Source organism: Oceanobacillus sp. B139/18 (assembly GCF_055524595.1).
This window is the reverse complement of the sequence record NZ_JBVFXI010000005.1, coordinates 261,567-279,229: the sequence shown is the minus strand read 5'-3', so window position 1 is coordinate 279,229 and position 17,663 is coordinate 261,567. Positions and strand designations below refer to the sequence as shown.

At 40.4% G+C, this 17,663-nt stretch carries 16 protein-coding genes; 12 read left to right on the top strand and 4 right to left on the bottom strand.

What is annotated here, in order from left to right:
* Positions 1-174 precede the first annotated feature (174 nt).
* Entirely contained in the window at positions 175-762 is a 588-nt protein-coding gene (locus ACZSMY_RS16230; RefSeq protein WP_212929255.1) for a LysE family translocator, read from the bottom strand.
* 295 nt (positions 763-1,057) lie between these two features.
* On the opposite strand from ACZSMY_RS16230, the gene ACZSMY_RS16225 reads away from it, so the two are divergent.
* Together ACZSMY_RS16225 and ACZSMY_RS16220 are read left to right on the top strand one after the other, a co-directional pair.
* On the top strand, positions 1,058-2,209 hold the full coding sequence (locus ACZSMY_RS16225) for a M20 family metallopeptidase (protein WP_212929254.1): 1,152 nt from the start codon (positions 1,058-1,060) through the stop codon (positions 2,207-2,209).
* Positions 2,210-2,314: 105 nt separating this feature from the next.
* A complete protein-coding gene (locus tag ACZSMY_RS16220) occupies positions 2,315-3,754 on the top strand; it encodes a YfcC family protein (protein ID WP_042529056.1) in 1,440 nt (479 codons plus the stop codon).
* A 56-nt stretch (positions 3,755-3,810) separates the two neighbouring features.
* Here the strand turns inward: ACZSMY_RS16220 and ACZSMY_RS16215 are convergent, their stop codons facing one another.
* Positions 3,811-4,698, bottom strand: coding sequence for a fructose bisphosphate aldolase (locus ACZSMY_RS16215; protein ID WP_042529058.1), 888 nt, complete (start codon positions 4,696-4,698; stop codon positions 3,811-3,813).
* A 245-nt stretch (positions 4,699-4,943) separates the two neighbouring features.
* Here ACZSMY_RS16215 and ACZSMY_RS16210 point away from each other — a divergent pair, with 245 nt between their 5' ends.
* The 10 genes from ACZSMY_RS16210 (at position 4,944) to ACZSMY_RS16165 (ending at position 15,139) form a co-directional block, all read left to right on the top strand.
* A complete protein-coding gene (locus ACZSMY_RS16210) occupies positions 4,944-5,333 on the top strand; it encodes an RDD family protein (RefSeq protein WP_042529060.1) in 390 nt (129 codons plus the stop codon).
* A 258-nt stretch (positions 5,334-5,591) separates the two neighbouring features.
* Positions 5,592-7,133, top strand: coding sequence for a solute symporter family protein (locus ACZSMY_RS16205; RefSeq protein WP_289584490.1), 1,542 nt, complete (start codon positions 5,592-5,594; stop codon positions 7,131-7,133).
* Positions 7,130-8,890, top strand: coding sequence for a LytS/YhcK type 5TM receptor domain-containing protein (locus ACZSMY_RS16200; RefSeq protein ID WP_193064467.1), 1,761 nt, complete (start codon positions 7,130-7,132; stop codon positions 8,888-8,890). The genes ACZSMY_RS16205 and ACZSMY_RS16200 overlap by 4 nt, the downstream gene beginning before the upstream one ends.
* The gene (locus ACZSMY_RS16195; protein ID WP_332094075.1) at positions 8,887-9,642 is read left to right on the top strand and encodes a LytR/AlgR family response regulator transcription factor; all 756 of its coding nucleotides are present in this window, start codon (positions 8,887-8,889) and stop codon (positions 9,640-9,642) included. Before ACZSMY_RS16200 ends, ACZSMY_RS16195 begins: the two co-directional genes overlap by 4 nt.
* 416 nt (positions 9,643-10,058) lie before the next feature.
* Complete coding sequence (locus tag ACZSMY_RS16190) at positions 10,059-10,406, top strand: DUF485 domain-containing protein (protein ID WP_042535655.1); 348 nt, start codon at positions 10,059-10,061, stop codon at positions 10,404-10,406.
* A complete protein-coding gene (locus ACZSMY_RS16185; protein WP_193064468.1) occupies positions 10,403-11,947 on the top strand; it encodes a solute symporter family protein in 1,545 nt (514 codons plus the stop codon). Before ACZSMY_RS16190 ends, ACZSMY_RS16185 begins: the two co-directional genes overlap by 4 nt.
* Positions 11,948-12,106: 159 nt before the next feature.
* Complete coding sequence (locus ACZSMY_RS16180) at positions 12,107-13,237, top strand: helix-turn-helix domain-containing protein (protein ID WP_465147977.1); 1,131 nt, start codon at positions 12,107-12,109, stop codon at positions 13,235-13,237.
* A complete protein-coding gene (locus tag ACZSMY_RS16175) occupies positions 13,234-13,446 on the top strand; it encodes a PLDc N-terminal domain-containing protein (RefSeq protein WP_256705291.1) in 213 nt (70 codons plus the stop codon). The genes ACZSMY_RS16180 and ACZSMY_RS16175 overlap by 4 nt, the downstream gene beginning before the upstream one ends.
* Complete coding sequence (locus ACZSMY_RS16170; protein WP_465147976.1) at positions 13,443-14,378, top strand: ABC transporter ATP-binding protein; 936 nt, start codon at positions 13,443-13,445, stop codon at positions 14,376-14,378. The genes ACZSMY_RS16175 and ACZSMY_RS16170 overlap by 4 nt, the downstream gene beginning before the upstream one ends.
* Positions 14,375-15,139, top strand: a complete 765-nt coding sequence (locus tag ACZSMY_RS16165) for an ABC transporter permease (RefSeq protein ID WP_256705289.1) — start codon at positions 14,375-14,377, stop codon at positions 15,137-15,139. The genes ACZSMY_RS16170 and ACZSMY_RS16165 overlap by 4 nt, the downstream gene beginning before the upstream one ends.
* A gap of 342 nt (positions 15,140-15,481) precedes the next feature.
* Here the strand turns inward: ACZSMY_RS16165 and ACZSMY_RS16160 are convergent, their stop codons facing one another.
* Positions 15,482-16,855, bottom strand: a complete 1,374-nt coding sequence (locus ACZSMY_RS16160; RefSeq protein ID WP_256705288.1) for a sensor histidine kinase — start codon at positions 16,853-16,855, stop codon at positions 15,482-15,484.
* A 58-nt stretch (positions 16,856-16,913) separates the two neighbouring features.
* A complete protein-coding gene (locus tag ACZSMY_RS16155) occupies positions 16,914-17,624 on the bottom strand; it encodes a response regulator transcription factor (RefSeq protein ID WP_042529071.1) in 711 nt (236 codons plus the stop codon).
* Positions 17,625-17,663 lie beyond the last annotated feature (39 nt).

Sequence of the window (17,663 nt, the reverse complement as noted above, 5' to 3'; positions counted from 1 at the left end):
TGAAAAGCTAAGTAACGTTAAATCTAAATGTTACTTAGCTTTTTTAATTTTTAAAATTTCCTTCCATGTTGCAGAGGAGAAATTTGAAAAAGATATTATAAAAAATAAACAGAATTAATAAGGAGGGCACAAGGTTCCTTCTTAAGTTTTAATTAATCTTTTTGAAGAAAATAGTCACCCTATCAAAATAGCAAAAGCACTATATACAAGCAATAAGCCCATAACTATGTTAAAGACCTTCTGATAACGGTCTAAGAAATTGTGAAGAACAGAACCAAACAGGCTCCAGGTAATTGAGCTGCAAATACCGACAATCCCTAAGAAAAGACAGAATAGGATATAGCTGAAATAGGATTGGTAATAGGGCAGCAGAAATGTAGACACAACGGCAATGCCATAGAGAATCGCTTTGGGATTTATAAATTGCATCAGTGTACCAATGATAAACAGATTTTTATCTGCTTTGGCTGAAGATTCCTGCTTGCTTCCTGAACTGGTAAATGTTTTATAAGCTAAATAGAGCATATAGAATACACCCGCGAATTTTAACGGTGTTTCAATAACTGGCAGGACTTCAATAAGTGCCCGATTGAAAAAGCTGCAAAGTAAAGCGATAAGAAAGAAGCCTGCTCCTACCCCTATACAAAAGGATATGGTATTTCTAAATCCGTAGCGGTTTGCGAAAGAGATGGCCATAAAATTATTTGGACCAGGGGTAAAGCTGCTGACAAAAACAAATGTAAGAAAAGGCAAAATAGGCATGGATGAATAGCTCCTTTAAAAATGAGTGAGAATAAAACTTATTATACATAATTAAAATCAAAAAATACAGGCTTTTATTGCATATTTTGGAAAGGTTCCTCTATGGACTGTTTCTTGAATAAACATAATCAGAGCACGGCTTCTCTTTAAAAATAATAAAAAATAAACAGCCTATTTCTCTGTTTTTCGACCATTCCTTTTTGAACTATGTTATAATGCATAACAACGCATATTTTTGCATGAAAATACATTTGTGATATAATTATTTTTTCAGTATGAGGAGGTTTATCAGCAAATGTCATTAGAGAAAAACTATGAAGCTATCCAAGAAGAGCTGAATCAAATCAGCAATCAATTATATGAGAATCCAGAGCTGGGAGATCAAGAATTTGAATCGATGAAGTTACTGGTTAATTATTTAAAGACGTATGATTTTGAAGTAGAGACAGGCATTGTTGATCGCCCGACTGCTTTTCGCGCAGAGTATACAAGCAGTAAGCCGGGGCCGACCGTTGCTTACTTGGCAGAGTATGATGCGCTGCCTGGCATCGGACATGGCTGCGGGCATAATTTAATTGCTGCGTTTGCTGTAGGAGCTGGTGTCATACTACGTCAGCATATAGAAGAAATTGGCGGGAAGGTCGTTGTCTTAGGCACGCCTGCAGAGGAAACAAGCGGTGCAAAAGTGCCGATGAGCGAGCAGGGGACGTTTGAAGATATTGATGTCGCGATGATGGTGCATGGCGCCGATGTATCCTCTGAAAGCGGTCCGATGCTGGCCATGGATGCCCTTCAGTTTGATTTTACAGGAAAAGCAGCCCATGCAGCGGCATCCCCGGAGCAGGGAATCAATGCTCTTGATGCTGTGATTCAATTATTTAATGGGATAAACGCGCTTCGGGAGCATGTGCCGGATGATGTGCGAATCCATGGCATTATCACGAAAGGCGGAGAAGCAGCAGGCATCGTACCTGCAGAAGCTACAGCACAATTTTATATCCGTGCCAATGAACGGAAGCTGGTGGATGAGCTTGGAGAGAAGGTAAGAAATATTGCGGAAGGAGCTTGCTTGATGACAGGCGCTTCGGTAGAGATTTCCAACTATGAGCTAAGCTACGATAATATGATTACAAACCAAGCGCTGTCAGACACATTTACGAAGCATATGAAGTCGTATAGTGTGAATCCTGTATATCCGGCTGTTCCGGCGACAGGGTCAGCAGATATGGGGAATGTCAGTCAGGTTGTTCCATCGATCCATCCGTTTGCCGGTTTAAATGAGCCGGGTCTTGTTTTTCATACGAAGGAGTTTGCAGAAAAAACAATCACGCCAGATGGGGAAGCAGCAATTCATGATGCAGTACTGGCTTTGGCACATACTGGGTATGATATTATAGTCAACAAAGATTTACTACATGCGATTAAACAAGAATTTGAAAATCGGTAAGGGTAGAATGAGGTAAGGTCTCATTGTAACAGGTAGTTTATTTCTTTAACAAAGTAGTAAACTGCCTGTTTTTTATTTTAAAAACAGGCAAAAGGAGAGGTTACTATGAGCGGAAATGTAAATACGGCGGAGGAGAACTCTCAGAAGCAGAAGAAAAAATGGGAATTTCCGCATGTTTTTGCTCTCATGTTTGGGCTGATTATTATTACAGCGGTAATGACATACTTTATTCCAGCTGGAGAATACGAACGGGAAACAACTGTCGTCAATGGGACTGAAAGAACGGTTGTTATTAATGACACATATCATGAAGCAGAAGGAAGCCCGACTGGATTCTTTGAAGTCTTTCAAACGGTACATAAAGGAATGACGCAAAGCGCAGACATTATTTTCTTTATTTTTATTGTGGGCGGTGCTTTTGGTATTTTAAATGCAACGAAAGCAATCGAAACAGGGCTCGCCAATCTATCAATGAAGATGGCGGATAAAGAAATATATCTGATTCCTGTTATCATGACGCTATTTGCTTTGGGCGGCGGGACGTTTGGGATGTCAGAAGAAACGATTCCATTTATTATGATTTTAGTTCCGTTAGCAATGAAATTAGGCTTTGATTCTTTAACTGGAGCGGCTATGGTTATTATCGGCTCTGGCGCAGGTTTTACAGCATCCTTTATGAATCCATTTACAGTCGGGGTAGCACAAGGGATTGCCGAGCTGCCGACATTCTCTGGCATGGGGATACGCTTTGCTATGTGGATTATTTTTGTTGCATTTAGTATAGCTTTTGTTATGATTTATGCGAAAAAAGTAAAGAAAAATCCAGAGAAAAGCTTAATGTACAAGATTGATAAACAAAGAAATTTGGATGATTCTTTAGATGGACAATATAAAAAACTGACAGGCAGACAAGCTGTTATTATTGGATTATTAGTAGCAACGATTATTATTTTGGCTATCGGAGTAATTTATTTTGACTGGTTTATTCTGGAGATTGCTTCGCTGTTCTTAATTATGGGAGTGATTGCCGGTTTTGTCGGCAAGCTGCGTGTGAATCAAATCGCCGAATCCTTTATCAACGGCTGTAAAGAGCTGATTGTCGGAGCGTTAGTTGTCGGTTTTGCTTACGGGATTTTAGTTGTTTTAGAGGAAAGTAATACGATTGATACGATTCTATTTGCGGCATCCAATCTGGTAAGCCAGCTTCCTACGGCTTTTTCTGCGATAGGGATGTATGTATTCCAGAGTATTCTAAACTTCTTAGTGCCATCAGGGAGCGGACAGGCTGCTTTAACCATGCCGATTATGACACCATTATCCGACCTTACCGGGGTAAGCAGACAGACTGCGGTAATGGCCTTCCAATTGGGGGATGGGATATCCAACTCGATTACGCCTACATCGGGAGTATTGATGGCTTCCTTGGCAATTGCTAAAATTCCATGGACTACTTGGTTCCGCTGGATTATTCCATGGGTCCTCCTATCCTATCTTGCCGGCGGGATTATTCTTACCATCGTGCATATGTTTATTTGGACGAGTTAATAAAAAAGGTTATGAGCAGTTAACTAAAATGTCTGCTCATAACCTTTTTTTAATTCTTAAGAAATAGAAGCTTCATAGATAGAATCAACCGCTTTTTTCAATGCTGCATCAAATTCTTCTTGAGATTGATTTGCGTTTAGATCCTGACTTAATGCTCTGGAGAAGCTGGCAATAAGTCCTTTATTGTCTTTTAGCTTCGCATTTGCATCATCTGTAGAATAACCGCCAGATAATGCAACAACCCGGACAACATTCGGGTGATCAATTAATTCTCTATATAAATTATTCTGTGTTGGAATGGATAACTTAAGCATAACCAACTGATCCGAATCAAGCTGGTTTAAATGCTCTAAAATCTCTGCTTTTAAAATTTCTTCGCTGTCTTCTTTAGAAGGACTGTGAATGTCTACTTCCGGTTCAATAATCGGTACCAGTCCGGCAGCAATGATTTGTTTTCCAATTTCAAATTGCTGGTCGACCACTTTTTTAATACCTTCCCGGTTATCCTCTTTAATCACAGAGCGCATTTTTGTACCAAAAATATGACGATCGTTGGCACGCTCTAATGTTTCTTGTAAATTATCGATTGGCTTCATCAGCTGAACGCCGTCTGCTTCTTCTGCAAGGCCTTTGTCGACTTTTAAGAATGGGACAATTCCTTTTTCCTCAGCGAGATAATCGCCGGTGTACTTTCCTTCGATTTTACGGTCCATCGTTTGTTCAAAAAGAATCGCGCCAATAATTTGATCGGCATTAAAGGAAGGTGATGTAATAATTCTTGTCCGCATTTCGTGAACCAGGTCAAACATTTCATCTTCGCCCTGATAGGCGTTTTCCGGGATTCCATAGGCAGCCAAAGCCTTTGGTGTACTTCCTCCACTTTGATCCAGTGCTGCTATAAATCCTTTGTCATTTTTCATTCTTTCTAATTGATTTTGCTGCATCACTTTCACTCCTTTTTTAGTTGAGCCAATAATCGGCTATTAAAAAATAGTCTGAAGTAACTCTCAACTTCTATTGTAGCACTAATTAATGATAGATTATAGTATTTTGCGTGAAAGGAAAGGCATAAGAAGGAGCTTTACGCTATCAAAAATAACATATATTTTTTCTTGAAGGCCAGCAATGGAGTTAAAAATAGACACCTTCCAAGTCTTTTAATAGGATAAAAAGAAAAGAGGTGGTTAAGATGCAGGCTATCACGAAAAAAAGGTTGAAAGCTTATCTAATTGATTTAACCGTATCCACAACAGTTACTTTGGCAACAGAGAGTCTATTGGAAAAGAAAATCAAGAGCCCGGTATTCTTTAATTTAGTCAACCCGACGCTGATTATGTGGTCATTGGAATACGCACAGTTAAAATGCGGCGGGCAGACGCTGGGCCACAGGGCAGCCGGGGTAAAGCTGGAGCGTACAGACGGCGGGGATTTAACTGGAAGTCAGATTATCAAACGGATGGCGTATCGTGATACGGTGGGCACATTCGGATATTGGAAGAATCGGGAAAAGTTTGAAGGAAAGGATGGCAGTCAATTTCCTTATGACCATTCGGCTGGAGTCAAGATGAAGGAAGTATAGTTATTTGAACAAAAAATATAGAGTGAAAGCCCGATAATAAAGCTTGAAATAAGCGGATATTATTGGGTTTTTATTTGAATAAAATACACGTTATCAGCCGATAAGCACACCTTTACTTCTCTTCTCGCATAATATACAATTTATAGTAAATGAAAAGATGAAATTTAAACAATTTTTACATATTTTGAAACGTTACCAATCAGGTTAGCAATAGAGTCATTCTGTGAAATAGCTACCTTGAAAATGGAAGGTGAATCTATGAACATTACCTATCTGCTCTTCTTTCTCTGCATTGTTATTTGCACCCTGATTATTACCTATTGGGCGGCGAGGCAAAGCAAAACGACCAATCAGTTCTATATTGCTGCCGGCAGTTTAACAGGGACGCAAAACGGGATGGCGATTGCAGGAGATTATATCAGTGCTGCTTCCTTTTTGGGTATTGTCGGAACGATTGCGATTAACGGCTTTGATGGCTTTTTGTATGCGATTGGTTTTTTAGTTTCCTATTTAATTGTTTTATTTTTTATTGCGGAGCCGGTACATCGTTTGGGAAAGTATTCATTAGGAGATGTTATTTGCGCACGTTTTCCAAGCTATAAAATGCGGGGGATTATGGCTGTCGGAGCTTTAATTATCTCCATCTTTTATATGATTCCGCAATTAGTGGCCGCCGGGCTGTTGATTCGATTATTGTTAGATATTAATTATTCCGCTTCCGTTCTGATCATCGGAATATTAATGACGATTTATGTTGTTTTCGGTGGAATGTTCGCTACTTCCTGGGTACAAATTGTTAAAACAGTGCTGCTTTTGTCCGGTACATTTTTGTTGGCACTGATTGTATTTTCGCGATTTAACTGGAGTATCCGGAATCTTTTAGAGCAGGTTACACTTGGATCGCCCTTAGGAGATCAATTTTCATTGCCGGGGCATTTATTTAACAATCCATTGGAAACGCTTTCCTTACATCTTGCGTTAATACTGGGCACTGCCGGGCTTCCGCATATTTTAATCCGCTTATTTACTGTCAGAAATACCGTAGAAGTGCGGAAATCTCTTTTAACGGCAAGCTGGATTATTGGTGCATTTTATTTAATTGCACTCGTTTTAGGTCTTGGCGCTGTTGCTTTGGTAGGGTTTGAAGAATTGGTGCTACTCGATCCATTTGGAAATTTAGCTGCGCCATTATTAGCGGAGAGCTTAGGCGGAGATTTTTTAATGGCGTTTATCGCAGCCATTGCGTTTACTACAATTGTTGCTGTGGTAGCTGGTTTGGTTATCTCTGCGACGACTGCGTTCTCTCATGATATTTATTTCCATATCTTAAAAAGAGGAAACACTTCGGAAAAGAAACGTCTACGTGCTGCGCGCTGGACCGCATTTTTTATCGGTCTGCTGTCTACACTGCTTGCACTTGGATTGCGGAATATGAATGTAACGTTTTTGGTTTCGTTAACATTTATCGTGGCAGCTTCCAGCAATCTGCCCGTCCTTTTATTCACGATTTACTGGCGGCGCTTCAATCAAACAGGAGCAATCTCGGGGATGCTCTCAGGGCTGACTGTGTCTCTGATACTCTTATTCTTAGGTCCGCATGTGATGAATCCGGATGGCGGATGGATAGCTGCTGAGGCTGTTGTCCCTCTTTATAATCCAGGGATTATTGCGATTCCTGCCGGATTTTTAGGGGCGTATTTGGGAGCTGTTTTATCACGGAATAAGGAAAATACCGTTCCATTTGCATCCTTCTACCTGCAGGCCCAAACCGGGATAGAAGGAAGGAGAAATCGTTCATGATGGATTTGACAATGGTTTTATTCGAACGTTTAGGTCTATTGTTGGTCATTGCCTTTGTTCTTACACGCATTCCGGGCTTCCGGTCGCTGCTTTACCGCGAATTCAGTTTTAAAATGGCAGGAATTCATGCGTGTGTGTTTGGTATTTTTGGAATTGCCGGAACATTAACAGGTGTCGTTATCGGCAGTGACTTTACGGTAACGCATGCTTTTGTCTGGGAAGTGGAAGCAGACCAGATGGTGGTAAGCTCCAGCTTAGTTGCCATTGTCATGGCGGGGCTGCTAGGAGGCCCGGCGGTTGGTCTGGGAGCAGGAATTATTGCTGGTACGCATTTGTTTTTCCTGGGCGGGATTGGTTTTATGGCTAATAGTCTTGTAAATCCGCTGACCGGTCTGCTTGCTGGATTTACCGCACGGTTTTTCTCGCAGGAGCGTGTTATATCACCGATAAAAGCTTTGTTCATTGGAATATTTCCTCCAATTTTATTGATGCATTTATTGCTTATTTTTGATTCACAGGATCGAACCATGGTAGAGCTGATCAACACGATTGGTTTACCGGTGGTTTTATCCAACAGTATAGCCATTGCTATTTTTACAGCAATGATTGCAATTGTCCTCAGAGAGCAGGAAAATGAAGCTGCCTTTGCAACGAGGCAGGCATTAACGATTGCGGAGGAGGCGTTGCCTTTTTTAAAAGAAGAATCCTTTCAGAAGAAGGCAGAAGGGATTGCTGATTTATTTTATGCGCGTTTGAAATTAGCTGCTGTTACCGTAACAAATGATAAAGAAGTAATGGCGCATAAAGGGCTCGGAGGCGATCATCATCGAATTGGAAATCCGTTAATCACTCAAATTTCACATCAAGCCTTAGAATCCAAAGAGATATTGGTCGCTTATTCCCAAGCAGAAATTCAATGTACGCATAAAAAATGCCCATTAGAGGCTGTGATTATTATTCCAATCTGGGAAGCACAGCAAACGATTGGGCTGATCAAATTATATTTTCGCAAACCCCAGCATATCCGTCCGGTTGAGCTAATGCTGGCGGAGGGTCTCGGTCAATTGATTGCTAATCAATTAAAAACAATCAAAGCAGAACGTCTTGAACTGCATACACGTGATGCAGAATTAAGCAATTTGCAAGCACAAATCAATCCGCATTTTCTATTTAATACCCTGCATATGATAGCTGCCTTATTTCGCAAGGAACCTGAAAAAGCACGGCATATTACAGTGCAATTGGCACATTTTATGCGCTTTAACTTAAAGCTTGTATCAACACAGCTTGTCCCATTGGAAAAGGAAACAGAGCATGTAAAAGCGTATATCGAGATTATCCAGACCCGTTTTACAGGGAGGATGCAAATCCATTTTATACAGCCGGAGGAAATGTCACATCTGCTGATTCCGCCGTCATCGATTCAGCCGCTTGTTGAAAATAGTGTCAGACATGGATTAGAACATGTTTCCGAGGGGGGAAGAGTGGATGTGAAGATGGAGCAGGTCGGCAAATGGATAAAAATAAGTGTCCAGGATAATGGTCAAGGGTTTCCAGATTCAATTTTACTGCAGGCAGGAGAGAAAGTGCTGACAGGGAAGCCGCATGGCGGAACGGGTTTGTATAATGTGAATCAGCGTTTAATCAATCTGCTTGGGGAAGAATCGAGGCTGCATGTGCGGAATTTACCTGGTGGCGGGAGTGAGGTCCATTTTACCATTCCAGCCGTGAACACTAGAAAGGAAGATGATTTATGATGAAAATTCATACGATGATTGCGGAAGATGAGCAATTGGCACGGGAAGAATTGATTTATTTATTGGAAAAGGAAAAAGACGTCAAGCTTCTGCCGAGTGCCGAGACAGGAAAACAGCTGGTTGAATTGTATAAGGAGTATGAACCGGATGTTATTTTTCTGGATGTGCATATGCCAGGCATGCGCGGTGTAGCTGCAGCCAAGAAAATAATGGAGCTTGCCTACATCAGAGCGCCGTTATTTATTTTTACTACGGCATACGAGGATTATGCTGTGGAAGCATTTGAAATAGAGGCAGTAGATTATATGCTGAAGCCATATGATACAGAAAGGTTTCAAATGGCGATGAACCGGCTCCGCAAACGCATGCAGCAATTGAAAAGCAAAGAGGAGGGACCGTCCAACCAAGGGATGACTTCCTCAGCAAAGCTTTTGATCGACAATGATGACCGGACGATTGTTCTGTCTCCGGATGCGATTTATTATGCTATGCCGCATAATCGGGTGTTGGAAATTCATACAGAGGACAAGGTAATTTACAGCAGAATGTCATTGCAGGAGCTGGAAAAGAAACTGCAAGGTCATGCTTTTTTTAGAACGCACCGCAGTTATCTGGTTAATTTAAATCATATTCAGGAAATTACACCATGGTTTAATGGCGCTAGCAATATCACATTACGTGATAAAAAGCAGACAACGATTCCCGTCAGCCGGACTGCAAGAAAGCATCTGTTTGAGTTATTTGGCAGCTAGGAAAGGAAAGACTTTCCTGGCTGTATAAGTGTAGCAAAGGTTTTTTTGAAATGAACCATTCATCACAAGATTCCAACCATTCAATCATTTATTTAAACCGTTGAAGCAAATATACATACGCACATAAGCATCTTCCTTTATAATTTAGAAAGCGTTTACAAAAAGGGATTAAAAAGGATTGAAGGAGGAATGCCAGTCCAAGGAGACAATTGCAGCTGCTGAAGGGATATGAAGAAAAAGGCAGAGAAGCGGTAATTGATTCAGATAGAAAGAAGCTGGTTAACGACTTAAAGGTGATAAAAGGTTTTTTGGCAGTTAAGAAAGTGTATACTTCCTGCATAAGTGCAACTAAGTTTTCTTTAACAGAGGGGCAGCGGTCAGAAAACCTTTTTTTCCGATTTTCGAGGAGGATGCAGATGGGTGCAGAAAAAGAATATAAGCAGAACCCTGCAAAAGAGATTGACTACGTGCAAGTAACAGAAAGCAAGTCTTTTAAAAAGCTGATGCACGATCGAAAAAAATTTATTGTGCCATTAACAATCTTTTTCCTGGTATTTTATTTCTTACTTCCGGTTTTGACTTCGTATACCACATTTTTAAATACGCCGGCGATTGGCGATATTTCTTGGGTGTGGCTGTTTGCATTAGCCCAATTTATCATGACATGGGTATTATGTACGGTTTATGTAAAAAAAGCAGCTGTTTTTGATAAACAGGCAGATGAAATTATAAAAGAAATGGAAGAAGGAGGGGAAGGACGATGAGTGCGACGGTTGTTATCCTCTTCTTGGCAATTGTTATATTAACACTTGTGATCACGTTCTTTGCTGCAAGAAAGACGCAGACAGCAGGAGATTTTTATACTGCCGGCGGAGGACTTACAGGAATGCAGAATGGACTGGCGATTGCCGGTGATTATTTATCTGCAGCCTCTTTTTTAGGGATTGCAGGTGCTATTGCTTTATATGGATTTGATGGATTTTTCTACAGCATCGGGTTTTTGATTGCATATTTAGTGGTTCTCTTCCTTGTAGCCGAACCGCTGCGTAACCTCGGCAAGTTTACACTGGCTGATATGATTAATTCCCGTTTTGACGCCAGTAAGGTTCGGGGAGCAGCGGCGCTGAATACGATAACAATCAGCACCTTTTATATGATAGCCCAGCTTGTAGGAGCTGGAGCTTTGATTCAGCTATTATTTGGTATTCCATATTGGGCGGCAGTACTGATTGTTGGTGTGATGATGACGATTTACGTTTTATTCGGCGGGATGATTGCTACAAGCTGGGTACAAATTGTCAAAGCAGTTCTGCTGATGGCCGGGATGGTCGTTATGACGTTTCTTGTCCTGTTAAAATTTAATTTTAATATCGGGCAAATGTTTACGGATGTGAAGTCTGTAACAGCGCATGGAGAAGCATACTTAATGCCGGGATTGCAATATACAGAACCGCTCAGTACGATATCGCTTATGCTGGCGTTAGTACTTGGAACTGCGGGGCTGCCTCATATTTTAATGCGGTTTTTTACTGTGCGGGATGCGCCGACGGCTAGAAGCTCTGTTGTTATCGCAACATGGGTTATCGGCATCTTCTATGTGTTGACATTATTCTTAGGCTTCGGAGCAGCAGCATTCGTTGGATATGAAAACATATTAGCTGCAAATCCGGGAGGAAATATGGCTGCCCCATTGCTTGCTCAAGTGATTGGAGGGGACATCCTGTTTGCCTTTATCTCAGCAGTTGCATTCGCAACGATTTTAGCGGTAGTAGCTGGACTTGTTCTTTCAGGAGCTTCCGCATTTGCACATGATTTATACGGACAGATTATTAAAAAGGGAAAGGCAACAGAAAGAGAGCAGGTGAGAGCCGCCCGTTACGCATCCTTGGCTGTATCTGTTCTGTCCATTGTTTTAGCTCTATTTGCTCAATATTTAAATGTGGCTTTTCTTGTCTCGCTTGCCTTTTGTATTGCGGCCAGTGCCAATCTACCGGTTATTTTGTACACCATCTATTGGAAACGATTCAATACGGCAGGAGCAGTGACGGCCATGCTGACGGGGTTATTCTCTGCATTAATCCTTGTGTCCATCAGTCCCAGCGTATTTTCACCGGTAGAAGGGGCGGCCTTATTTGTAGGAGAGCCTATCTTCCCGCTGACGAATCCGGCACTTGTTTCGGTTCCGCTCGGCTTCCTGGGTGGTTATCTAGGTACGATTCTATCGAAGGAGACGGATATGAAGCGTTATGCAGAAGTGAAAGTGAAAGCAAATACGGGATATAAGCGCAGCGGTGTAAGCCACTAAAGAGTGTATTAAAAATGCCTGCAGAAATTTTTCTGCAGGCATTTTTGGTGTGTTTAAAAAAAGTAACTCATAAGTTGATTTATCGCTTTGATAGTTAACAATAACTCCATTGAATAGCCTTATAATAAAGCATACAATAAAAGGGAAAGGAGCGTTCCTATGAGAATGAACATTGGCCCTATCATTACCGAAAAAAGAAAACAAAAAAAGATTACGCAGCAAGAACTGGCAGATTTCCTCGGTGTTTCCAAGGCATCTGTTTCCAAATGGGAGACAGGGCAAACCTATCCGGATATTACCTCTCTTCCGTTGCTTGCTGCGTACTTTAATGTAAGCATTGATTCCTTGCTGGGATATGAATCACAGCTTAATCAAAAAGAAATCCAACGTATTTATGCTTCCTTAAAGGGTTCGTTTGAAACAAAGCTGGCAGAGGATGTTTTGGTGTCTATCCGAAGCTTTATCCGCAGATATTATTCTTGTTATCCATTTATTTTGCAAATGGGATTGCTTATCATAAATCATATTGACCGGCTGCCAGGAGAAAATCTGGAGGAAAAAAACCAAAATTATATGAATGAAGCGAAGGATTTGTTTGTCCATGTACGTACACATGCAAAAGATCCGGAGTTGATTACAAAAGCTTTTAAGATGGAAGCATATTCGTTATTTACTTTAAAAGAAGCAGATCAGGTCTTAGAAATTCTTGGAGAATATCCTCCTGGGATTCTTCCGGTGGAGAGTCTGATTTCCGGAGCTTTTCAAATGAAAGGAGACACGGATCGAGCCATAGGAACGCTTCAAAGTGCATTATTTCAATATATTATTATCGTGATGAGTGCATTTACAAATTATTTGCAGGTATTAATCCATGCTCCTGATAAATTTAAAGAGACGGTCCAAAGAGGGAAAGCAATAGCAGAAACGTTTGACCTTGAATCGTTGCATCCAGTGTCGTTGATGAATTTTCAATTATCGGCCGCTTACGGATATGCACAAATGAAGGAGGAGGACGCATCGCTTTCTATACTAGAAGAATTTACAAAGGTAATAAAAGTAACGGATTTCCCACTAGTCCTGCACGGGGATGATTATTTTGATCAAGTGGATGATTGGTTGAATAATCTGGATATCGGTAATCAGATGCCAAGAGATTCTATGCTGGTAAAAGAGAATTTTATAAATGCGGTTGTAGATAATCCCTTATTTTTAAATTTAGAGGAAGGAGAAAGATTTCAGCAGATAAATAGGCAGTTGAAATGTCTCTTGGAAGGGGAGGAAGAAAAATGAATGATATTTCATTTTTAATGGATCATTTAGCGTTACTCATACCGTTGATCATGCTGCAGCTTATATTGATGGTTACAGCACTGGTTCATGTGATAAAACATCCAGATTACCGTTTTGGCAATAAAGGCATGTGGATTATTATCGTTGTACTTCTCCAAATCATTGGTCCCGTGTTTTATTTCGTATTTGGGAAAGGAGAACATGAATGAATATCTTAGAGGTGAAAAATGTTTCTAAACGTTTTGGTTCTAAACAGGTTCTGGATGGACTGGATTTAAGTGTCCCCACAGGATCCATTTTCGGCTTTGTAGGGGGAAATGGAACAGGTAAAACAACAACGATGAAGCTGATTTTAGGACTTGAAGAAACTTCAAAAGGTGATATATTTGTCGGGGGAGAAAAGGTTACTTTTGGAAATACAAAAACGAATCGAATCACAGGCTATTTATCAGATGTTCCTGAGTTTTACCATTACATGTCTGCAGAAGAATATTTATCGTTTTGCGGTGAAATTACTGGATTGAAAAAAGAAAAACGAAAGCAAAAGATACAGGAAACGTTGAGACTGGTAGGTCTGGAAAGAAATAAAAAGAAAATCAAAGGTTTTTCCAGAGGAATGAAACAGCGGCTGGGGATTGCGCAGGCGATGTTAAATGATCCGGAATTACTTATTTGTGACGAGCCGACTTCTGCATTAGACCCGGAAGGAAGAAATGAATTCTTGGAACTTTTAGCCTCGTTAAAAGAGAAAATGACGATTTTATTTTCCACACATATTTTAGGCGATGTCGAGCGTATTTGCGATTATGTAGGAATTTTACATGAAGGAAAGCTGAAGGTAAATTCGTCGATAGAAGAATTGAAGCAAACCTATGCAAAACCGCAAATAGAATTGGCTTTTGATGAGGAGGCTGATTTTACTGCATTTGCTGCAGAGTTTCATGCTTTAAAAAAACAAGAAATCATCACAGAGGTTGAGAACGTAAACGGACGGAACCAGGTTATTATTACTTATAATAAAGGTTATGCAGAGACAGCTGGATTGCTTTTAGAAAGTTTTACAGCTAACAAAATGATGCCTGTCTCTTTAAGAAAAATGAATCCTTCTCTGGAGTCTATCTTTTTGGAGGTGATTCAATGAGAAATATTTATTACTTTTCCAAAAAAGAATTTTTGGAAAGCTGGCGTACCTCTAAATTGTTTATATTAATAGCTATTTTTCTTATTTTGGGCATCATGAACCCGTTGATAGCGATTATAACACCGGATATTCTCCAGATGAGCTTTGGGGATACATTGCCAATAGATATTCCGGAACCCACCTCTCTCGATTCTTGGGGACAGTTTTACAACAATATGACACAGATGGGATTGATCGTGATTGCGCTGCTGTTCAGTGGAACAATAAGCGGAGAAGTGAGCAAAGGAACGTTGATTAACCTTGTTACAAAAGGATTAAAGCGTTCTACGATTGTAATCAGTAAAAGCATTCATTTAATTTTCCAATGGACTTGTAGTATGTTATTAGCATTTTTTGTGACCTGGGGCTACACGCTTTATTATTTCACAGATGATCATAGCCCGCATATTTTTCTGGCTGTTTTTCCATTATGGATCTTTGGAATTTTGTTAGTAACAACAATACACTTAACCTCAACCATCTCCAGAAACAGCTATGAAGGCTTATTGCTTACTGGAGGATTTGTAGTTCTGTTATTTGTCGTGAGTATCTTTGACAGGTTCGAGCGTTATAATCCGATTACACTTATTGCTGAAAACATGAACTTTTTGCAGGGTGCTTCCAGCTTAGGAAATTACATGCCTGCCATGCTTATTTCTCTTTTCTTGTCTTTGTTATTTATCTGCTTATCCATTGTCATTTTAAATAAAAAGAAATTATAGCAGTTATTAAAGAATGGTTTTCCTAATTTTCTTCCGTCATGTGATTTCATATGGCGGTTTTTTTACATAAAAAAAGAACTGATAGTCAGTCAGCTCTTTTTTGCACTCTCCTATGAGCAGGGAATACGACACGCATATTTGTTTATACCGTTATTTTAATTCAACAATTCAACGCAGATTCTCTGTCAATAGGGTGGTACCCTCTATCGTCTGGTTAAAACAAAGGCTCTGTTATACTATTCCTGTTGTACATTTATTTATGTTTTTCTTTTTATTTCTTGGGGAAGAATCATATTTTTTAAAACAAAATAAGACTACAGCAGTTATTCACTAATCAAAACATTATTGCATCCGAATCTTAAACATCGTCCCTTTCCCAACTTCACTCTCCATTTCCACCATGCCGCCGTGCGCCTGAATGATATCTCTTGAAATAGCCAGACCCAGACCGGTTCCGCGTGAAGTCGTATTCGTGCCGCGGTAATAACGATCAAAAATTTGTGCCTGTTCTTCTTTCTTGATCCCTTTCCCATCATCGCGGATGATAATACCGTCTTCTTGTACTTCTACGGTTACTTTGACGTTCTCATCATTATGAATCAAGGCATTGAAAATAAAGTTCAGTATAGCTCTTTTCATTAAATGCTGATCGATATTCCAAATTAACTCGGGTGCGTAGCTGCTAAAGTCAATGTCACGTGTTTGGAATTGCGGGTCATTTAGTAAATCAATAATCATTTTTCGGACAAAGCCTTCTACCCGGATTTCCTGAAGATTCAATGTCATTTCCTGGTTTCTTAGCCGCATCGTTAAATTAAAATCATCCAGCAGCTCTTTCATATAGAGTGATTGCCGTTCAATGACTTCGGCATATTCTAAGCGTTCTTCTGCAGAGATATCCTCATTGCTTAGCAGCTCCGCATAACCTCGGATGGATGCGAGCGGTGTTTTAATATCATGTGAAACGTTGCTGATCCATTCATTACGCATCTGTTCCAGTTTTTGCCGTTCGTTTTCATGAGCCTGCAAGGTTTCAGATACATCGTTTAAGTTGGAGAAAACGCGTTTAAATACCCCTGGACGCTTCATTTTCTTCGGTTCAAATTTTCTTTCCTTCAGCTCGCTGATTCGTTCTATGATGCGCGAGACTGGTTTGGTCAGCACGGTACTGAATAGAAATCCGACAATAAAGGCGATAATTAAATCGACTATAATAATCGCACCTAGGAATTGGGAAGCGTATGTCAGAAACTGTTGCGGGTCAGCCATAATAATGGTCCGTTGCTGCTTGGAATCCGGAACACCAATGATATAGCTGAAGCCCTCATATTCTCCGATAAAGTAGGTATTCAAATCATCATCCATATATTTATATTTATGAACTAAATCAATCGGTGTATAGTGTGTAGCCGCATTATCTGGTGCGAATTCATCGGATAACACATTTCCATTTTCGTCTAATATTTGCAGCCAGGCTCCAAATCGGGTCAGTGCATCCTTTCCTTCTTCGGATACAACAGGTTCGCCGTCTTCCATAGACAAATAGTAAAAGAAGGAACGGGTAAAGTTTTCTCCTGTATCATGAATGATATCTTCTGGATCCTCATTGTGCTGAGACAATATCAACGCAAGCAGAATAACGGTATTCACAATGCTGACGATAAAAACAATACTGAGAATGGAAATAAGGTAGCGAATGGTGAGTTTCCATTTCATGGTGCACTTTCTCCTTTATCAAATAAAAATCTCTTCATCATGTAAACATAGAAGCAGTTTATGGGTTAAAGCGATAGCCGAGTCCTTTTACCGTAACAATGTAGGCGGGTTCTGAAGGATTTTCTTCAATTTTCTCCCGCAGTCTGCGGATATGCACCATCAATGTATTATCTGCTCCGTAAAAGTCTTCGCCCCATACGGTTTCGAATAAGGTTTCCTTACTTAAAATATGCTTCGGGTTGCGCATAAAGCACGCCATTAAGCCGACTTCCTTCGCCGTCAGCTCTAACACCCTGCCATCCTTGCTTATTTCTGTTTCATCCCCATTAATCGTAAATTCGCCAATATTTTTATCTGCTTGCGCTGGGGCGTGCGAGCTGGAAGCTTCCATGGAATAGATACCTGCCCGGCGCAGCTGCGCTTTCACACGGTAAGCCATTTCTTTAGGACTGAAAGGCTTCGTAATATAATCATCTCCGCCAATAGCAAGTCCGAGTATTTTATCGATTTCATCTGATTTCGCGGACAAAAATAGAATCGGAATACGTGATATTTCACGGATTTTCCGGCATAAATCATAGCCTTCGCCGTCCGGAAGCATCACATCCAATATCGCCAAATCGGGCTCAAATTTAACAAATTGCTGCCATCCTTCCCGGATAGAGCCGGCTGTTGCAATTTCGGTCATCCCCTCTTTTTGCAGAGCTGTTTTCATTAACTGACATAAGTCCTGTTCGTCATCCACGATTAAAATTTTTGGCTTTTCCATGCTGTGTTCCCGCCTTTCTTATTTATATATAAAGTGAGG